General features: G+C 68.2%; 17 protein-coding genes. 13 read left to right on the top strand and 4 right to left on the bottom strand.

What is annotated here, in order from left to right:
• Nucleotides 1–47 precede the first annotated feature (47 nt).
• Together pheS and pheT are read left to right on the top strand one after the other, a co-directional pair.
• A complete protein-coding gene (pheS, locus tag EL337_RS15725) occupies nt 48–1,091 on the top strand; it encodes a phenylalanine--tRNA ligase subunit alpha (protein WP_048631206.1) in 1,044 nt (347 codons plus the stop codon).
• Complete coding sequence (gene pheT, locus EL337_RS15720; protein WP_048631205.1) at nt 1,091–3,601, top strand: phenylalanine--tRNA ligase subunit beta; 2,511 nt, start codon at nt 1,091–1,093, stop codon at nt 3,599–3,601. Before pheS ends, pheT begins: the two co-directional genes overlap by 1 nt.
• A 13-nt stretch (nt 3,602–3,614) precedes the next feature.
• Here the strand turns inward: pheT and EL337_RS28755 are convergent, their stop codons facing one another.
• The gene (locus EL337_RS28755) at nt 3,615–3,770 is read right to left on the bottom strand and encodes a hypothetical protein (protein WP_157866297.1); all 156 of its coding nucleotides are present in this window, start codon (nt 3,768–3,770) and stop codon (nt 3,615–3,617) included.
• Between the two features lie 81 nt (nt 3,771–3,851).
• Nucleotides 3,852–5,060, bottom strand: a complete 1,209-nt coding sequence (gene lhgO / locus EL337_RS15715) for an L-2-hydroxyglutarate dehydrogenase (RefSeq protein ID WP_048631297.1) — start codon at nt 5,058–5,060, stop codon at nt 3,852–3,854.
• 175 nt (nt 5,061–5,235) lie between these two features.
• Here lhgO and argC point away from each other — a divergent pair, with 175 nt between their 5' ends.
• The 11 genes from argC to EL337_RS15660 are packed head-to-tail and all read left to right on the top strand — an operon-like array spanning nt 5,236 to nt 15,300.
• Nucleotides 5,236–6,279, top strand: coding sequence for an N-acetyl-gamma-glutamyl-phosphate reductase (gene argC / locus EL337_RS15710; RefSeq protein WP_197724114.1), 1,044 nt, complete (start codon nt 5,236–5,238; stop codon nt 6,277–6,279).
• A gap of 5 nt (nt 6,280–6,284) precedes the next feature.
• Nucleotides 6,285–7,472 carry a bifunctional glutamate N-acetyltransferase/amino-acid acetyltransferase ArgJ gene (argJ, locus tag EL337_RS15705; protein WP_048631204.1) on the top strand — a complete coding sequence of 396 codons (1,188 nt, stop codon included), beginning with the start codon at nt 6,285–6,287 and terminating at the stop codon, nt 7,470–7,472.
• Nucleotides 7,469–8,374, top strand: coding sequence for an acetylglutamate kinase (gene argB / locus EL337_RS15700; RefSeq protein WP_048631203.1), 906 nt, complete (start codon nt 7,469–7,471; stop codon nt 8,372–8,374). The genes argJ and argB overlap by 4 nt, the downstream gene beginning before the upstream one ends.
• 38 nt (nt 8,375–8,412) lie before the next feature.
• Complete coding sequence (locus tag EL337_RS15695; RefSeq protein WP_048631295.1) at nt 8,413–9,549, top strand: acetylornithine transaminase; 1,137 nt, start codon at nt 8,413–8,415, stop codon at nt 9,547–9,549.
• A complete protein-coding gene (argF, locus tag EL337_RS15690; RefSeq protein ID WP_048631202.1) occupies nt 9,546–10,466 on the top strand; it encodes an ornithine carbamoyltransferase in 921 nt (306 codons plus the stop codon). The genes EL337_RS15695 and argF overlap by 4 nt, the downstream gene beginning before the upstream one ends.
• The gene (locus EL337_RS15685; RefSeq protein ID WP_048631201.1) at nt 10,463–10,948 is read left to right on the top strand and encodes an arginine repressor; all 486 of its coding nucleotides are present in this window, start codon (nt 10,463–10,465) and stop codon (nt 10,946–10,948) included. The genes argF and EL337_RS15685 overlap by 4 nt, the downstream gene beginning before the upstream one ends.
• A 36-nt stretch (nt 10,949–10,984) precedes the next feature.
• Nucleotides 10,985–12,187, top strand: coding sequence for an argininosuccinate synthase (locus tag EL337_RS15680; RefSeq protein ID WP_048631200.1), 1,203 nt, complete (start codon nt 10,985–10,987; stop codon nt 12,185–12,187).
• Nucleotides 12,187–13,599, top strand: coding sequence for an argininosuccinate lyase (argH, locus tag EL337_RS15675; RefSeq protein ID WP_048631199.1), 1,413 nt, complete (start codon nt 12,187–12,189; stop codon nt 13,597–13,599). Before EL337_RS15680 ends, argH begins: the two co-directional genes overlap by 1 nt.
• Before the next feature lie 11 nt (nt 13,600–13,610).
• Nucleotides 13,611–14,237, top strand: a complete 627-nt coding sequence (locus EL337_RS15670; protein WP_048631198.1) for a hypothetical protein — start codon at nt 13,611–13,613, stop codon at nt 14,235–14,237.
• Between the two features lie 29 nt (nt 14,238–14,266).
• The gene (locus EL337_RS15665; RefSeq protein WP_232786735.1) at nt 14,267–14,800 is read left to right on the top strand and encodes a hypothetical protein; all 534 of its coding nucleotides are present in this window, start codon (nt 14,267–14,269) and stop codon (nt 14,798–14,800) included.
• Nucleotides 14,797–15,300 (top strand): hypothetical protein, encoded by a 504-nt coding sequence (locus EL337_RS15660; RefSeq protein WP_048631196.1) that lies wholly within the window; start codon nt 14,797–14,799, stop codon nt 15,298–15,300. The genes EL337_RS15665 and EL337_RS15660 overlap by 4 nt, the downstream gene beginning before the upstream one ends.
• Here EL337_RS15660 and EL337_RS15655 read toward each other — a convergent pair.
• Complete coding sequence (locus EL337_RS15655; RefSeq protein WP_232786734.1) at nt 15,278–16,621, bottom strand: hypothetical protein; 1,344 nt, start codon at nt 16,619–16,621, stop codon at nt 15,278–15,280. The genes EL337_RS15660 and EL337_RS15655 overlap by 23 nt on opposite strands.
• Nucleotide 16,622: 1 nt before the next feature.
• Nucleotides 16,623–18,428, bottom strand: a complete 1,806-nt coding sequence (locus EL337_RS15650; RefSeq protein WP_048631195.1) for an ABC-F family ATP-binding cassette domain-containing protein — start codon at nt 18,426–18,428, stop codon at nt 16,623–16,625.
• Nucleotides 18,429–18,478: the final 50 nt, after the last annotated feature.

Genomic DNA, 18,478 nt, shown 5'->3' with positions numbered 1-18,478 from the left:
TCAAATGCAGGCGAAGTGGCTGCGAAGGTATCCCTTATGATCGCCGGGTGGCTGATCAGCCAGTGGACCTGACAGACGAAGCGCTGGCCGAAGCGGTCAGCGCAGCCCGGCGTGCCTTCGATCGGGCCGCAACCCTCGACGAGCTCGCCACGGCCAAGACCGAGCACCTCGGTGACCGTTCGCCGATCGCGCTCGCGCGGCAGGCGCTCGGGTCGTTGCCCAAGGTGGAGCGCGCCGACGCAGGTAAGCGGGTCAACGTCGTGCGCACGCAGGCGCAGGGCCATTACGACGAGCGACTGGCCATCCTTCGCGCCGAGCGCGACGCGGCGGTGCTGGTGGCCGAGCGCATCGACGTCACGCTGCCCTCCACGCGCCAGCCTGTCGGAGCCCGCCATCCGATCACGATCCTGGCCGAGCACGTCGCCGACACCTTCATCGCGATGGGCTGGGAATTGGCCGAAGGCCCCGAGGTCGAGACCGAGCAGTTCAACTTCGACGCGCTGAACTTCCCGCCCGACCACCCGGCCCGCAGCGAGCAGGACACGTTCCACGTCGCTCCCGACGGGTCGCGCCAGGTCCTGCGCACCCATACCTCGCCGGTCCAGATCCGGGCGCTGCTCGAACGTGACCTGCCGGTGTACATCATCTCGATCGGGCGCACCTTCCGCACCGACGAACTCGACGCCACGCACACACCGGTCTTCCATCAGGTCGAGGGTCTCGCCGTGGACAAGAACCTGACGATGGCGAATCTGCGGGGCACACTCGACGCGTTCGCCCGCGCCGAATTCGGCCCCCAGGGACGGACCCGGTTCCGCCCGCACTTCTTCCCGTTCACCGAGCCGTCGGCCGAGGTCGACATCTGGTTCCCCAACAAGAAGGGCGGGCCCGGCTGGGTGGAATGGGGCGGCTGCGGAATGGTCAATCCGAATGTGCTGCGCGCGTGCGGCATCGATCCCGAGGTGTACTCGGGCTTCGCATTCGGCATGGGCCTGGAACGGACACTGCAATTCCGCAACGGCATCCCTGACATGCGGGACATGGTGGAGGGCGATGTGCGCTTCTCGCTGCCGTTCGGGGTGGGAGCCTGATGCGCCTTCCGTACAGCTGGCTGCGTGAGATCGTGCAGGCCGGCGCACCGGGCTGGGACGTGTCTCCCGAAGATCTCGAACATGCGCTGATCCGCATCGGGCACGAAGTCGAGGACATCATCCCGGTCGGACCTGTCACCGGCCCGCTCACCGTGGGCCGTGTCACCGAGATCGACGAGCTGACCGAGTTCAAGAAGCCGATCCGCGCGGTGAAAGTGGACGTCGGATCGCAGAACCTCGACGGCCAGCCGCGCGACATCGTCTGCGGGGCAACCAACTTCGCGGTAGGCGATCTCGTGGTTGTGGCACTGCCCGGTACCGTTCTGCCCGGCGATTTCACGATCGCCACCCGCAAGACGTACGGCCGCACCTCCGACGGCATGATCTGCTCGGTCTCGGAGCTCAACCTGGGCGCCGACCACTCGGGCATCCTCGTGCTGCCACCGGGCACCGCCGAACCGGGGACTCCCGCTTCCGAGGTGCTCGGTCTCGACGATGTGGTGTTCGACCTCGCCATCACCCCCGACCGCGGCTACTGCCTGTCGGTCCGCGGGATGGCCCGCGAGATCGCCAACGCCTATGACCTCGAGTTCGTCGATCCCGCCTTCGACCCGGCCCGGGTCACCCCGCTGCCCGCCGACGGCGATGCACTGCCGGTGACCATCGAACCCGGTACCGGCGTGCAGCGGTTCGGCTTGCGACCGGTCACCGGCATCGATCCGAAGGCGGTGTCGCCCTGGTGGATCCAGCGGCGACTGCTGCTCAGCGGAATCCGTGCGATCTCCCCGGCCGTCGATGTGACCAACTACGTCATGCTTGAGCTCGGCCACCCCATGCATGCCCACGACCGCAGCCTGATCACCGGTGGTTTCACGGTCCGGTTCGCCGAACCGGGGGAGACTGTCGTCACGCTCGACGATGTCACCCGCAAGCTCGATCCTGCCGACGTCCTGATCGTCGACGACGTTGCGACCGCCGCGATCGGCGGCGTCATGGGCGCCGGAACCACCGAGGTTCGTGACAGCACCACCGATGTCCTGCTGGAGGCCGCGGTCTGGGATCCCGCTGCGGTGTCACGCACCCAGCGACGGCTGCGTCTGCACAGCGAAGCTGGCCGCCGCTACGAGCGCACCGTCGACCCCGCCGTGTCAGTGGCAGCGCTGGACCGCTGTGCGGCCCTTCTCGCCGATATCGCAGGTGGCACAGTGGATTCCACGCTCACCGACTGGCGCGGGGATCCGCCACGCGACGACTGGTCCCACACTCCGGTCAGCATGCCCCTCGATCTGCCCGATCGCACCGCGGGCGTGGACTACCCCGCTGGTGCGACTCAGAAGCGACTGAACCAGATCGGCGCCACGGTCGAGATCGACGGTGGACGGGTGACCGCCACGCCGCCGAGCTGGCGTCCCGATATCCGGCAACCCGCCGACCTTATCGAGGAGGTGATGCGCCTCGAGGGGCTCGACGTGATTCCCTCGGTGCTGCCCACCGCCCCCGCCGGACGCGGACTGACAGCCACCCAGAAGCGTCGGCGCGCAGTCGGGAAATCGCTGGCGCTGCAGGGATTCGTGGAGATCCTGCCGACGCCGTTCCTGGCCGCAACCGTGTTCGATCAGTGGGGCCTGCCTGCCGATGACCCGCGGCGGGCCACCACCCAGGTGCTCAACCCGCTCGAGTCGGATCGGCCGCACCTGGCCACCACATTGCTGCCCGGATTGCTGGAGGCGTTGAGCCGCAACGTCTCCCGCGGCGCCGTCGATACCGCGTTGTTCGCGATCGCCCAGGTGGTGGAGCCGACAGCCGAGACCAGAGCGATCGAGCGCATCCCCAACGACCGCAGGCCAACCGCCGAGGAGATCGCCACGCTGGATGCATCGCTGCCCCGCCAACCCCAGCACGTCGGGGCGGTGCTCGCCGGTCTGCGCGAACCCGCGGGACCCTGGGGCGCCGGACGGAGGGTGGAGGCCGCCGACGCCTTCGAGGCGGTGCGCGTCATCGGGCGTGCTGCAGGTGTCGAATTCACCCTGCGTGCTGCGCAGTACCTACCGTGGCATCCCGGCCGGTGCGCCGAAGTGCTGGTGGGATCCACCGTCGTCGGGCATGCGGGTCAGCTGCATCCCTCTGTGGTGGAGCGGTCGGGTCTGCCGAAGGGGATGTGCGCCGTGGAGATCGACCTGGACGCGGTGCCGTTGACCGAAAGGCTGCCCGCGCCCGGTGTTTCGCCGTTCCCGGCGGTCTTTCAGGACATCGCGCTCATCGTCGATGACGACGTCGCCGCGCAGGCGGTGGTCGATGCGGTCAGGTCCGGGGCCGGTGAGCTGCTCGAGGACGTGCGGATCTTCGACGTCTACACAGGCCCCCAGATCGGGGACGGCCGCAAGTCACTGGCTCTGGCGCTGCGATTCCGCGCACCCGACCGCACGCTCACCGAAGAGGAGGCCAGCGCCGCCCGCGATGCTGCGGTCGCGCTGGCAGAGACCCAGGTGGGAGCGGTACAACGCCGCTGAGTGTGCCGCTGAATCAGCGCACCGGGTTGGTCAGCGACGCCAGGCCCGTGCCGAGTTTGCACCGCATGGAAGCTGAGCAGTTCCGCGGGCGCAGCCGGTGCAGCGCGTCGGCCGCGACGGTGCGCGCGACGGAGTCCGCCGTCGCCGGCGAACGACGCCACCTCGGCACGCAGCGAATCGTGGTCGACGGCGAGGAGTTCGTCGAACGGGGTGGCCAATACTCCCCAGAGACTGTTGTCCGCAATCGGTTTCACGCCCGACCCGCCAGAATCGACACGACGTGTTCGGCAATGGCCATGGCGGAGGTGGCCGCGGGGGACGGGGCGTTGCGCAGCACCACGATGCGGTCACGGACGCTGATGCGGAAATCGTCGACCAGCCCGCCGTCGGCATCGAGTGCCTGGGCGCGGACCCCCGCGGTGCCGGGCACCACGTCGTCATCGGCCAGTTCGGGAACGTAGGCGCGGGCCGCCGCGACGAACCGCTTCTTGCTGAGCGAGCCGGCCATCTCGCTGATACCGGTCCGCCAGTGCTGGCGCGCGAATCGCCAGAACGCCGGTGTGCGTGCGATGCATGCCAGATCCGACGGCGACACGTTCTTCCAGGTGTAGCCCTCACGCGCCAGCGCCAGCACGGCGTTCGGACCGATCAGCACCTCACCGTCCACGCGCGGCGTGACATGAACGCCGAGAAAGGGATAGCGGGGGTCGGGCACCGGATACACCAGACCGTTGACGAGTCCGCGCCGGTGAGGCTTGAGGGCGTAGTACTCGCCGCGGAACGGCATGATCACCGGATCCGGTCCGTCGCCCGCCATCTCGGCGAGCCGGTCGCTCTGCAGACCGCCGCAGGCGATCACCCGGTCGTACGCCTGCTCGCCTGCGCCCTCGGCGGTGCGCCAGCTGACCACCACCTGCGTCGCCCGAAGCCGCATGCCGGTGACCTCGTGACCGAGCAGGATCTCCGCGCCGTCGGACGCCGCGTCGGCGGCCAGTGAGCGGGTCACCTCGGCGAAGTCGACGATCGACGTCGAGGGGGAGTGCAGTGCGGCGACGCCGCGGACGTGCGGCTCCAACTCGCGGAGTTCAGCCGCGCCGATGGTCCGGACGCCGGGCACCCCGTTGGCGAGGGCGCGCTCCTCGATGCCCGCCAGCCGCGAGCGGTCCGCCTCGTCGAGCGCGACGAGCACCTTGCCGCACACGATGCGCGTGATGGCGTGCTGAGCGCAGTACTCCTCCAGCAGGCCGACGCCGCGACGGCACAGCAGCGCTTTGGCTGAACCCGGTGGGTAGTACGGCCCGGCGTGAACGACGCCGCTGTTGCGTCCCGTCTGGTGCGCGGCGAGGCGGTCTTCCTTCTCGTACACCGTCACGTCGGCATCGGGTTGTCGGTGCAACAGCTCCCTGGCGACAGCCACGCCGACGATGCCGCCGCCGATCACTGCGACCCGTTGACGCATGGCCACCCCCTCGGTCTCGCGGCGGTCGTGGTGTCCGACAGTGGCAGCGGCACCGCGGGCGCGTCAAGGGGAATGCGACGGGGAGTACCGTGTCACCGCAGGTCACAGCCACGGTTGAGGCGCGACCGACAGCAGCCCCATAATGAGTTTGCAAGTTCGTGCATAAACATGCAGGATGGCGTGCATGACATCCGTCGCAGTCGCCGGTGCCAGCGGATATGCCGGAGGAGAGATCCTTCGCCTGCTGCTCGGCCACCCCGCCTACGCCGAGGGCAGGCTCACGATCGGCGCGCTGACGGCCGCAGCCAGTGCGGGGACGGCGTTGACCGACCACCATCCCCATCTGCTGCCGCTCGCCGACCGCACGCTGGAGCCCACCGAGCTCGACGTGCTCAGCGGCCATGACGTCGTCTTCCTCGCGCTGCCCCACGGGCATTCGGCCGCGCTCGCCGAACAGCTCGGACCCGACACCCTGATCATCGACTGCGGCGCCGACTTCCGGCTGACCGATGCCGCCGACTGGGAGCGCTTCTACGGCTCCGAGCATGCGGGCAGCTGGCCCTACGGTCTGCCCGAATTGCCCGGCGGCCGCGAGCGACTGAGGGGAGCCACGCGGGTCGCCGTGCCGGGCTGTTACCCGACCGCGGCGCTGCTCGCGCTCTGGCCTGCGCTCGCCGAAGGCCTCATCGAGCCCGCCGTCACCGTCGTCGCGGTCAGCGGCACCTCCGGCGCCGGTCGAGCGGCCAAGGTGGACCTGCTCGGTTCGGAGGTCATCGGATCGGCACGCGCGTACAACATCGGTGGTAAGCACCGGCACACGCCCGAGATCGCGCAGGGCCTGCGCGGGGTGACGGGCTCCGATGTCACCGTGTCGTTCACCCCGGTACTGATCCCCACGTCGCGTGGAATCCTGGCCACGTGCACGGCCCGCACCGGCGCGTCGGTGTCGCAATTGCGGTCCGCATACGAAAAGGCCTACACCAACGAGCCTTTCGTGCACCTGCTGCCCGAAGGGCAGTTGCCGAAGACGGGGTCGGTGATCGGCAGCAACGCCGCCGCGCTCGCGGTCGCGGTCGACGAGGACGCCTCGACGTTCATCGCGATCGCCGCCATCGACAATCTGACGAAAGGAACGGGGGGCGCGGCCGTGCAGTCGATGAATCTCGCTCTCGGCTGGCCCGAGACCGAAGGACTCTCGACGGTGGGAGTGGCCCCGTGAGCCGGATGTTGCGTACCCAGGGTGTGACCGCGCCCGCCGGTTTTCGGGCCACCGGAATCGCCGCGGGTATCAAGGCGTCCGGCAAGCTGGACCTCGCGCTGGTGTTCAACGAGGGCCCCGACTACTCGGCCGCGGGCGTGTTCACCCGCAACAAGGTCAAAGCCGCACCGGTGCTGTGGTCGCAGCAGGTCCTCACCACCGGGCGGTTGCGGTCGGTGATCCTCAACTCCGGCGGCGCCAACGCCTGCACCGGTCCCGGTGGCTTCCAGGACACGCACGCCACCGCGGAGGCGGTGGCATCAGCGTTGTCGGACTGGGGAACCGAGACCGGTGCGATCGAGGTTGCCGTCTGCTCCACCGGGTTGATCGGGGACCGGCTGCCGATGGACCGGATGCTGGCCGGCGTGACCGAGATCGTGCACGAGATGGCCGGTGGCCTCAACGGAGGCGAGGACGCCGCACGGGCCATCATGACCACCGACACGGTTCCCAAGCAGGCCGCCCTGCATCACGACGACAAGTGGACCGTCGGTGGGATGGCCAAGGGCGCGGGCATGCTGGCGCCGTCGCTGGCGACGATGCTCTGCGTCATCACCACCGACGCGGTCGCCGGCCCCGAGGCGCTCGATCACGCACTGCGCCAAGCTGTCTCGCGCACCTTCGACCGCCTGGACGTGGACGGCAGCTGCTCGACCAACGACACGGTACTGCTGCTGTCCTCGGGAGCCAGCGAGGTCACGCCCACCCAGCAGGATCTCGACGATGCCGTGCTGCGGGTGTGTGACGATCTGTGCGCCCAGTTGCAGGCCGACGCCGAGGGTGTCACCAAGCGGATTCTGGTCACCGTCACCGGCGCCGTCAGCGAAGAGGACGCGCTGACCGCCGCGCGGGTGATCGCACGTGACAGCCTGGTCAAGACGGCCCTGTTCGGCTCGGACCCGAACTGGGGCCGGGTACTGGCCGCCGTCGGCATGGCGCCCGTCACACTCGATGCCGAACGCATCACCGTGTCTTTCAACGGATTTCCCGTCTGCATCGACAGCGTGGGGGCCGCAGGAGCGCGGGAGGTCGACCTGTCGGGTGAGGACATCGCCGTCGTGGTCGATCTCGGAGTCGGATCGGGATCGGCGTCGATCCGCACCACCGATCTGTCGCACGCCTACGTCGAAGAGAATTCGGCGTACAGCTCATGAGCGTGACGACCGGCGATGAGCGCTCGCGCGAAGAGCGGACCACCACCGACAAAGCCCAGGTACTCGCCGACGCACTCCCGTGGCTGACCGCGCTCAACGGGAAGATCGTCGTGGTCAAGTACGGCGGCAATGCCATGACCGACGACCGGCTCAAGGCCGCGTTCGCCGCCGACATGGTCTTCCTGCGCAACTGCGGTATCCACCCTGTCGTCGTGCACGGCGGTGGGCCTCAGATCTCGGCCATGCTCAAGAAATTGGGTATCGCAGGCGATTTCAAGGGCGGGTTCCGCGTCACCACCCCGGAGGTCCTCGAGGTCGCCCGGATGGTGCTGTTCGGCCAGGTGGGCCGCGAGCTGGTGAACCTCATCAACGCCCACGGCCCCTACGCCGTGGGTATCACCGGTGAGGATGCGCACCTGTTCACCGCGGTACGCCGCACCGTCCTGGTGGACGGTGTTGCCACCGACATCGGTCTGGTCGGTGACGTGGCCGAGGTCAATACCGCGGCCGTGCTCGACCTGATCGCCGCGGGACGGATTCCCGTCGTGTCGACCATCGCGCCCGACAACGGCGGCCTGGTCTACAACATCAACGCCGACACCGCGGCGGCCGCGCTGGCCGAGGCTCTCGGGGCGGAGAAGCTGCTCATGCTCACCGACGTCGAAGGTCTGTACACCAGCTGGCCGGATCGCGACTCGCTGGTCAGCCAGATCAACTCCGCCGCACTGACCGAACTGCTGCCGACCCTGGAGGAGGGCATGGTGCCCAAGATCGAGGCGTGTCTGCGCGCCATCAACGGCGGCGTCCCGGGCGCCCACGTGATCGACGGTCGCGTGGAGCACTGTGTGCTGGTGGAACTGTTCACCAACGAGGGCGCAGGCACGAAGGTGGTGCAGGCGTGACGAACACGACTCCGCTGTTGGACCGCTGGTCGGCAGTGATGATGAACAACTACGGAACCCCACCGTTGGCGCTGGCCAGCGGGAACGGCGCGGTGGTCACCGATGTCGACGGTAAGACCTACGTCGATCTCCTCGGCGGCATCGCGGTGAACGTCCTCGGCCACGGCCATCCAGCGGTCATCGAGGCGGTGACGCGCCAGATGACGACCCTCGGGCACACATCCAACCTGTACGCCACCGAGCCCGGGGTCGCACTCGCCGAAGCCCTTGTGGGGCTTCTGGATTCGCCGGCCAGGGCGTTCTTCTGCAATTCCGGTGCCGAGGCCAACGAGGTCGCCTTCAAGATCACCCGGTTGACCGGTCGGACCAAACTTGTTGCGGCACAGAATGCGTTCCACGGTCGCACGATGGGCGCACTCGCACTGACCGGCCAGCCGTCCAAGCAGGCCCCGTTCGCTCCGCTGCCGGGCGACATCACTCACGTGCCATACGGGGACGTCGAGGCGTTACGGGCGGCTGTCGACGCCGACACCGCGGCAGTCTTCCTCGAGCCGATCATGGGTGAGGGCGGAGTTGTCGTCCCGCCCGCCGGGTATCTGGTGGCCGCGCGCGAGATCACCGCCGAGCACGGGGCACTGCTGGTTCTCGACGAGGTTCAGACCGGCGTCGGGCGCACCGGAGCGTTCTTCGCCCACCAGCACGACGGCATCACCCCCGACATCGTCACCCTCGCCAAGGGTCTCGGCGGGGGCCTGCCGATCGGCGCCTGCCTGGCGATCGGCGCCACCGCGGATCTGCTCACTCCGGGGCTGCACGGCAGCACGTTCGGCGGCAACCCGGTGTGTACGGCCGCAGCCCTGGCGGTCCTCGGGGTGCTCGCCGACGAACACCTGATCGAGCGGGCCGATGTGCTCGGCAAGACCATCAGCCACGGAGTCGAAGCGCTGCATCACCCGCTGGTCGACCACGTGAGGGGCCGCGGTCTGCTGCAGGGCATCGTGCTCACCGCAGAGGCGGCCAAGCCTGTCGAAACCGCCGCGCGCGACGCCGGGTTCCTGGTCAATGCCGCCGCACCCGATGTCGTCCGGCTGGCACCCCCGCTGGTGATCACCGAGGCGCAGGTCGAGGCATTCGTGTCGGCGCTGCCCGCGATCCTCGACGAGGCGCGATCATGACGCGGCACTACCTGCGCGACGACGACCTCTCGCCTGCCGAGCAGGCCGAGGTGCTCGCACTCGCAGCCGATCTCAAGAAGAACCCGTTCAGCCGCCGCCCCCTTGAGGGTCCCCGCGGAGTCGCGGTGATCTTCGAGAAGAACTCCACCCGTACCCGCTTCTCCTTCGAGATGGGCATCGCCCAACTCGGCGGGCACGCCGTCGTCGTCGACGGCCGCAGCACCCAGCTGGGCCGCGAAGAGACCCTCGAAGACACCGGAGCGGTGCTGTCGCGCTACGTCGATGCGATCGTGTGGCGCACATTCGCCCAGGAACGGCTGGCCGCGATGGCCACGGGTTCCACCGTCCCGATCGTCAATGCGCTGTCCGACGAGTTCCACCCGTGCCAGGTGCTGGCCGACCTGCAAACCCTGGCCGAGCGCAAAGGCGCGCTGAAAGGATTGCGCCTCAGCTACTTCGGTGACGGCGCCAACAACATGGCGCACTCGCTGATGCTGGGCGGCGTCACCGCCGGAATCGACGTCACCATCGCCGCACCGCGCGGCTTCGAGCCCCACCCGGTGTTCGTCGCCGCAGCCGAGACCCGCGCGCACCAGACAAGTGCCACCGTGACCCTCACCGACGACCCGGTCAGCGCAGCAGACGGGGCCGACGTGCTGGTGACCGACACGTGGACGTCGATGGGGCAGGAGAACGACGGACTGGACCGCGTCCGGCCCTTCCGGCCGTTCCAGCTCAATGCGGCCCTGATGAATCGTGCAGACTCGGAAGCCATTGTTCTGCACTGCCTTCCTGCGCACCGCGGCCACGAGATCACCGACGAGGTCATCGACGGACCGCAGAGCGCGGTATGGGACGAGGCCGAGAACCGTCTGCACGCTCAGAAGGCACTGCTGGTCTGGTTGCTGGAGCAATGACGGCAGCCACCACCCGCGCAGGACGGCAGGCCCGCATTGTCGCGCTGCTGTCGGCCCAGTCGGTGCACAGTCAGACAGAACTGGCGACGCTGCTGGCCAACGAGGGCATCGACGTCACACAGGCCACGCTGTCGCGTGACCTCGAAGAGCTGGGCGCGGTCAAACTCCGCGGCGCCGACGGCGGGGTCGGCGTGTATGTCGTCCCCGAAGACGGCAGCCCGGTGCGCGGCGTGGCAGGCGGCACCGAACGGGTGACGCGGCTGCTGGGCGACCTGCTGGTGTCCACCGATGCCAGCGGCAATCTCGCGGTGCTGCGCACCCCGCCCGGCGCAGCGCACTACCTGGCCAGCGCGATCGACCGCGCCGCGCTGCCGTACGTCGTCGGCACCATCGCCGGCGACGACACGGTCCTGCTGGTTGCCCGTGAACCGATGTCCGGCGCCGAACTCGCGGCCACCGTCGAGCACCTCTCCAAGTCTTGACAGCCTGATTGTTCCACCGAAAGAAGGAGTTTCGTTATGTCCGAGCGCGTCATCCTGGCCTATTCCGGTGGCCTGGACACCTCGGTAGCCATCAGCTGGATCGGCAAAGAGACCGGCCGTGAGGTCGTCGCGGTCGCCATCGATCTCGGCCAGGGCGGTGAGGACATGGAGGTCGTCAGACAGCGCGCCCTGGACTGCGGTGCCGTGGAGGCCGTCGTCGTCGACGCCCGCGATGAGTTCGCCGAGCAGTACTGCCTGCCGGCCATCCAGTCCAACGCCCTCTACATGGACCGTTACCCGCTGGTGTCCGCGCTGAGCAGGCCGCTGATCGTCAAGCACCTCGTGGACGCGGCTCGCGAACACAAAGGCGGGATCGTCGCCCACGGGTGCACCGGCAAGGGCAACGACCAGGTGAGGTTCGAGGTCGGATTCGCCTCGCTGGCACCCGATCTCGAGGTTCTCGCGCCGGTGCGTGACTATGCGTGGACCCGGGAGAAGGCAATCGCGTTCGCCGAGCAGAACGACATCCCGATCAACGTCACAAAGCGCTCGCCGTTCTCGATCGATCAGAACGTGTGGGGGCGCGCGGTGGAGACCGGTTTCCTCGAACATCTCTGGAATGCCCCGACCAAGGACGTCTACGACTACACCGAGGATCCGACGGTCAACTGGAGCAGCCCCGACGAGGTCATCGTCGGATTCGAGAAGGGCGTGCCGGTCTCCATCGATGGCAACCCGGTGACCGTCTTGGAGGCCATCGAGCAACTCAACCAGCGCGCCGGCGCCCAGGGCGTGGGCCGTCTCGACGTCGTCGAAGACCGCCTGGTCGGTATCAAGAGCCGCGAGATCTACGAGGCGCCCGGGGCGATGGTCCTGATCACCGCGCACACCGAGCTTGAGCACGTGACGCTGGAACGCGAACTCGGCCGGTTCAAGCGGAACACCGACCAGAAATGGGGCGAGCTGGTCTACGACGGCCTCTGGTACTCACCGCTGAAGACCGCGCTCGAGGCGTTCGTCGCCAACACCCAGGAGCATGTGTCCGGCGAGATCCGGCTGGTGCTGCACGGCGGCCACATCGCGGTGAACGGTCGTCGCAGCGCCGAGTCGCTGTATGACTTCAACCTGGCGACCTATGACGAGGGCGACACCTTCGACCAGTCCTCGGCCAAGGGATTCGTGCACGTGCACGGTCTGTCGTCGAGCCTGTCGGCCCGGCGGGACCTGGCGGGCAAGTAGTGAGCACCAACGAGGGTTCGCTGTGGGGTGGCCGGTTCGCCGACGGCCCGGCCGACGCCCTTGCCGCACTCAGCAAGTCGACCCACTTCGACTGGGTGCTGGCACCCTATGACGTCGTCGCCTCCAAGGCGCATGCCCGGGTGCTGCACCGCGCGGGTCTGCTGACCGACGAGCAGCGCGACGGGCTGCTCGCCGGCCTCGACAGCCTCGGAGCCGATGTCGCCGACGGCAGCTTCGGACCGCTCGTCTCCGACGAGGACGTGCACGGCGCACTGGAGCGTGGCCTGATCGATCGCGTCGGAGCCGAACTCGGCGGCCGGCTGCGGGCGGGCCGGTCGCGAAATGACCAGGTGGCCACGCTGTTCCGGATGTGGCTGCGCGACGCGATCCGCCGGGTCGCCGACGCGACGCTCGAGGTGGTAGCCGCCCTGGCCACCCAGGCCGCTGCGCACCCCACCGCGATCATGCCGGGGAAGACCCATCTGCAGTCGGCGCAGCCGATCCTGCTGGCCCACCACCTGCTCGCGCACGCGCACCCGCTGCTGCGCGACGTCGACCGGCTCGCCGACGTCGACAAGCGAGCCGCGGTGTCGCCGTACGGATCCGGCGCGCTGGCGGGCTCCTCGCTGGGCCTCGACCCCGACGCGATCGCCGAGGAGTTGGGCTTCGATGCCGCCTCGGAGAATTCGATCGACGCCACTGCGTCACGTGACTTCGCGGCCGAGGCCGCGTTCGTCTTCACGATGATCGGGGTGGATCTGTCCCGGCTGGCCGAGGACATCATCCTGTGGAGCACCACCGAATTCGGATACGCGACGCTGCACGACGCCTGGTCCACGGGCAGTTCGATCATGCCGCAGAAGAAGAATCCCGACATCGCCGAGCTCGCACGAGGTAAGTCGGGACGCCTGATCGGCAATCTCACCGGCCTGCTGGCCACGCTGAAGGCGCAGCCGCTGGCCTACAACCGAGACCTGCAGGAGGACAAGGAGCCGGTCTTCGACTCGGTGGCGCAGCTGGAAATGGTGCTGCCGGCTATGGCGGGCCTGGTAGGGACGTTGCGTTTCGACGTCGACCGCATGGCCGAGCTCGCCCCGCTCGGGTACACGCTGGCCACCGACGTCGCCGAGTGGCTGGTCCGTCGGGGAGTGCCGTTCCGGGTGGCGCACGAGGCGGCGGGCGCCGCCGTCCGGGCGGCCGAGGCGCGCGGCGTCGGCTTGGAAGACCTCGAGGACGCCGAACTGGCAGGCATCCATCCCGACCTGACTCCCGAGGTGCGTGACGTGCTCACCACCGAAGGTTCGGTGAACTCGCGCGATGCACGCGGCGGCACGGCGCCGATTCAGGTCGCCAGGCAGTTGAGCGTGGTGCGCGATACCTCGGACCGGTTGCGGCTGCGACTGCGCGGCTAACATCCACCGATATGGATGCCCAGGCCGGTGCGCAGCCGGTGGCCACCTCCCGGCAGGCCCGGGTGCGGCGCTGGCTGGCCGCGCGCAAGGTGCGGCAATGGTGGAAGGGCGGCCTGGCCGCGATCCTGGCGGTCACCGCCCTGTTCGGGGGCCTCGATCCGGTCGACACGAAGGCCACGCCGTTCGCGCCGGGTGAAGAGTTCAGCGACGGGCAGTACTCCGTCACCGTCGATCGAGCGAGGCTCGTCCCCACGATCGAGGGCGGCGGACGGGTCTATGGTTCGGCCGAGCCGGGCATTCGTTACCTGGGGGTGGTCGCGACGCTGCGCAACGACGGCACGGTGACCGGGCGGCTGCGTAACGAGCTGGACCTGCGTGACGTGGCCGGGAGCGAGTTCTTCGGCACCTTCCGATTCCGGGACGGCTCGCCGATTCAGACCCTCGGCCCGGGACTGACCGAGCAGCTCGTCTTCGCCTGGACGGTTCCGGTCGATGCCCTGAAACCTGGCGACGTCGTCTCCATCCGGGTGTGGAAGAAGAAGTTTCAGCAGCTCATGGTGACCTACGGGGGTAAGGAGTGGCTGGAGAGTCTCGGCGATTACCGGGTGACCGAACTGGTCGTGGGAGCACCGAAGTGAGGGCACCGAGAGTGCACAGGGGAGCGGCGGTGTCCACGCTCGTGGTCGTCATCGTGGCCGCCGCCGCGCTGGTGTGGCACAACCTGCCTACGCCCACCGATCTCTATGGCCCCTTCGATGTCCATGGGGCAGCCGGTCAGCCCGTGCGGGGGCACTCCGTGGTGGCGACGGTCAACTCGCTACGCATCGGCGCACAAGTCAATTCGGTGCAGGCCGCCGGTGAGTGGGTTGTCGTCGACACCACGCTGGAGGCCACCGACTCCACGGCGCTGCCGAGGGCCGAGCTGATCGTCGGCCCCAACTCCTACACCCCGTCCGACCGCTTCTTCATGGAGGCCCTGGGGGCCGAGATCGCCCCGGGTATCACCCAACGCGGCAGCTGGGTATTCGACGTCGCCGCACCGCTGGTCGCCGACGGGGCCTCGGAACCGATCACGCTGCGAGTATGGACGGGCAGCGACATCCTGGCTTCCCGGTTGGTCATCGATGTCTCTGTCGACGACTCCCGCATCGCGCGAGCAGACGACATCGAGCTGACGCCGGCCGAGGTGAGTGCCCGGTGAAGCGGGTATCGGCACTGTGGCAGCGCAACGTCATCGGCGCCGTCGTCGTCGCCTGTACCGTCGGTGCGTTCGTCGCCATCGATTTCGGACCGGAGTGGTCGGCGTATCGGAACTCGGTGACGCCTCAGCTGATCGTGCCCGACGGCCAGAGCGGATCGGCCGACGGTCAGACGTGGGAGCTGGTCTCGATCCGTCACATGAACCGCAGCCCACTGAGCTTCGGGCCGCCACTGCCCGCGGGAACGGTGCTGACCGTGATCGTCATCGACTGGACCGGGACCCCACGGCCGGGGTACTGCACCGCCGTCCTCACCGACGGTGAACGGCGTTGGGAAGCGGAAGGGGGCGGCGGATTCACGTCCCTTCCCCCGGAGGGAACGAAAAACCTGTGCGACAGCCCGGGTCGCATCCAGTCCAGCTTCGTGCTGCCCGACGACGTCGTGCCCACCGCGATGGACATCACCCACGACGGCGAGATCACGGTGCGGATGCTGCTGTGACGTCCTTCGGTCGAACGTTCTCCACGCAATACGCCACGGTCGAGGCGATCAGACACACCCGCAGCGGTTCGATGATCAGGTGCGACACGAAGACGAGCGCGGGCTGCGCAAACTTCCAGAAAGCCTGCGACTCGGGTTCCAGAAGCCAGGCCGCGCTGCGGAACAGATAACCGGCCCGCACCTCCGGCCGGTAGAAACTGCCCGCCATGTCGAGCCACGCCAACCCCAGATAGCCCAGCACGTACAGCGACAAGGCCAGCACACCGCCGTGCAGGATCAGCCGCGCAGCGTCGGTGATGGTCCGGTAGTTGCCCAATCGGGACAGCAACCAGTCCTTCGCCTCGTCGCGATGGACCTCGGGCAGACGTGAGAGGCGTTCACGCACACGCTTGTCCCGGGCCGCGCGGTCGAACACCCGATCCGCACGCTCGCCGGCGAGGCGCCGAGCTGCACTCCGCCAGTCCTCGGGCATCGTCACGCCATAGACGATCGCCGCGACGGCCAGCCACAACAGCGGTATCGTCGCGCCGCCGAACACCGTCGACACGGTCCAGCTGACGGTGTCCCAGAGCACTTCCAGCGGCCGCAGATGGGAGAACAGGTCGGCGCGGGTCTCGTTGAACCACACCACGATCCGCCGCTCGGCGAGCCACCCGGTGGGATTGAGGAAGAAGGTCAGATCCTTGCTGGCCGCGAAGCTGACGCCGAGAAACACCCAGAGGGCGTCCACATAGACCCGGATCATGATCATCCATCCGGGCAGGTGGTCCTTGAATCGGCTGAGCGCATAGCGGAGAACCAGTGCACCGAAGATCAACGCCCACGCGGCGGTGCTGACCGGAAGGGTTTCCGGGCGCAGGACCTCAGCTCCCGGCGTCGCCATCGCCTCGCCGATCCGGTAGTCGAGGGCGGTTGCCTGGAATGCGATCCAATCCTCGGCGAACAGCTTCCAGGCCAGATAGATCGCGAAGAACGGCACGATGACCGTCGAGAACACATCGATGCGGCGCGCCGACCGCCTCGGCAGCGCCGCCAGCGCCGGGATGGCCTGCCGCAGTACGAAGAACATCGCGACGTAGGACCCGAGACGCGCCAGCCCGGCCAGCGGCATGATCAACGCGACCCAGACGTTGTTGTCGTAGCCGACCCACGCCGCCAGCTCGATGGCGCCGCGCCGCCCCAGCAGCCCGAGCAGATAGCACGCCGCCAGCTGCGGCCAGTACCGCAGGCACAGGACGAACGGCCGCAGCAGATACGTCATCCGCTGTCTCGGACGACGCGATTCTTCGTGCTCGGTCAGTTGCTTCTCGATGCGGGTCATCTTAGCTGTCGAGACGCTCTGAAAGCTCCATCCAGCGTGACTCTTGCTCGGCCACTTGGCTTTCCAGATCTCGTAGTTCGCGGGTCAATCGGCTCAGCCCAACGTGATCAGACTGGTCGTGGGCCGCCATCTGGTCGTGTTTGGCGCTGATTCGATCGGAGAGTTTGGCCAGCGACCGGTCGATGGAGGCGATCTCCTTCTCGATGGTGCGCTGCTGCGCACCGGACCGACCTGCGGTGGCGACCGGTTTGGACTGCTGCAGTGGTGTCACCGGTCGCGTTTCCGACAACCGCAGGTACTCGTCGATGCCGCCGGGAAGGTGCCGCAGACGACCATCGAGAATCGCGTACTGCTGGTCGGTGATGCGCTCGAGCAGGTAACGGTCGTGCGAGACCACGATCAAGGTGCCCGGCCACGAATCGAGCAGATCCTCCGTCGCGGTCAGCATGTCAGTGTCGACGTCGTTGGTCGGCTCATCGAGCACGAGGACGTTCGGCTCCGACAGCAGGACGAGCATCAACTGCAGTCGCCGTCGCTGGCCGCCGGACAGTTCGCCGACGCGGGCGGAGAGGTGCTCACGGGCGAAGCCCAGCCGCTCGAGCAGCTGCGCGGGCGTGACGTCTTTGCCGTCGATCTGGTAGGCGGTCTGTAGACGCGCCAGCACCTCGCGAACCATGTCGCCGGCAATCGGATCCAGCTCGCGGGATTCCTGATCCAGGACGGCCAACTGCACGGTCTTTCCCCGCTTGACCCGACCCGTCGTCGGTTCCACCGCACCCGCGATCAGACCGAGCAGGGTGGACTTACCCGCCCCGTTGGCTCCGAGAATGCCTGTGCGTTCGCCAGGCGCGATCCGCCATTCGATGTCGCGCAACACTTCTCGATCACCGGACGAACCCGGGTACGTCACCGAGACGTCGAGCAGGTCGATGACATCCTTACCCAGGCGCGCCATTGCCGCCCGGGACAGCTCGACGCTGTTGCGCAGCGGAGGCACATCCGAGATCAGCGCGTTCGCGGCATCGATCCGGAATTTCGGCTTGGACGTGCGCGCAGGCGCCCCCCGGCGAAGCCACGCCAACTCCTTGCGCATCAGGTTCTGCCGCTTGGCCTCCGCTGTCGCGTCTTGACGATCGCGTTCCAAGCGCTGAAGCACGTAGGCGGCATAGCCGCCTTCGAAGGGCTCGACGATGCTTCCGGGGCCGTTCCCGGCCGGATGCACCTCCCAGGTCGCGGTCGCCACCTCGTCGAGGAACCAGCGGTCGTGGGTGACCAGCAGCAACCCGCCGGACCCGGCCGCCCAGCGCTGCTTGAGGTGCTGGGCCAGCCAGGTGATGCCCTGGATGTCGAGATGGTTGGTGGGTTCGTCCAGCGCGACGACGTCCCAGTCGCCGATCAACAGCGCGGCGAGCTGAACGCGGCGGCGCTGCCCGCCCGACAGCGTGCGGATCACGGCGCCGAAAGGTATGTCGCCCACCAGCCCGGCAATCACATCGCGGGTCCTGGAGTCGCCGGCCCATTCGTGATCGGCCCGCTCGCCGACCAGCGACCAGCCCACGGTGTGGTCGGGGTCGAGTGTGTCGGTCTGGTCCAGTGCGCCCACCCGCATCCCGCCTCGGCGCGTCACGCGACCGGCGTCGGGGGTGATCGAACCGGCCAGCAGGCCCAGCAAGGTCGACTTTCCGTCTCCGTTGCGGCCGACGATACCTATCCGGTCGCCCTCGCTCACCCCGACGGTGACGGAGTCGAATACCACCCCGGTGGGGTACTCCAAGTGGAGGTTTTCGCCCCCGAGCAGGTGTGCCATCGCCAGCCGACCTTAGTGCCCGCCCATGATTACCCGAAACCGACAATCAG

The organism is Mycolicibacterium aurum, assembly GCF_900637195.1.
GTDB lineage: Bacteria > Actinomycetota > Actinomycetes > Mycobacteriales > Mycobacteriaceae > Mycobacterium > Mycobacterium aurum.
Note: the sequence above shows the minus strand (reverse complement) of the source record. Positions and strands in the feature narration are given on the sequence as shown.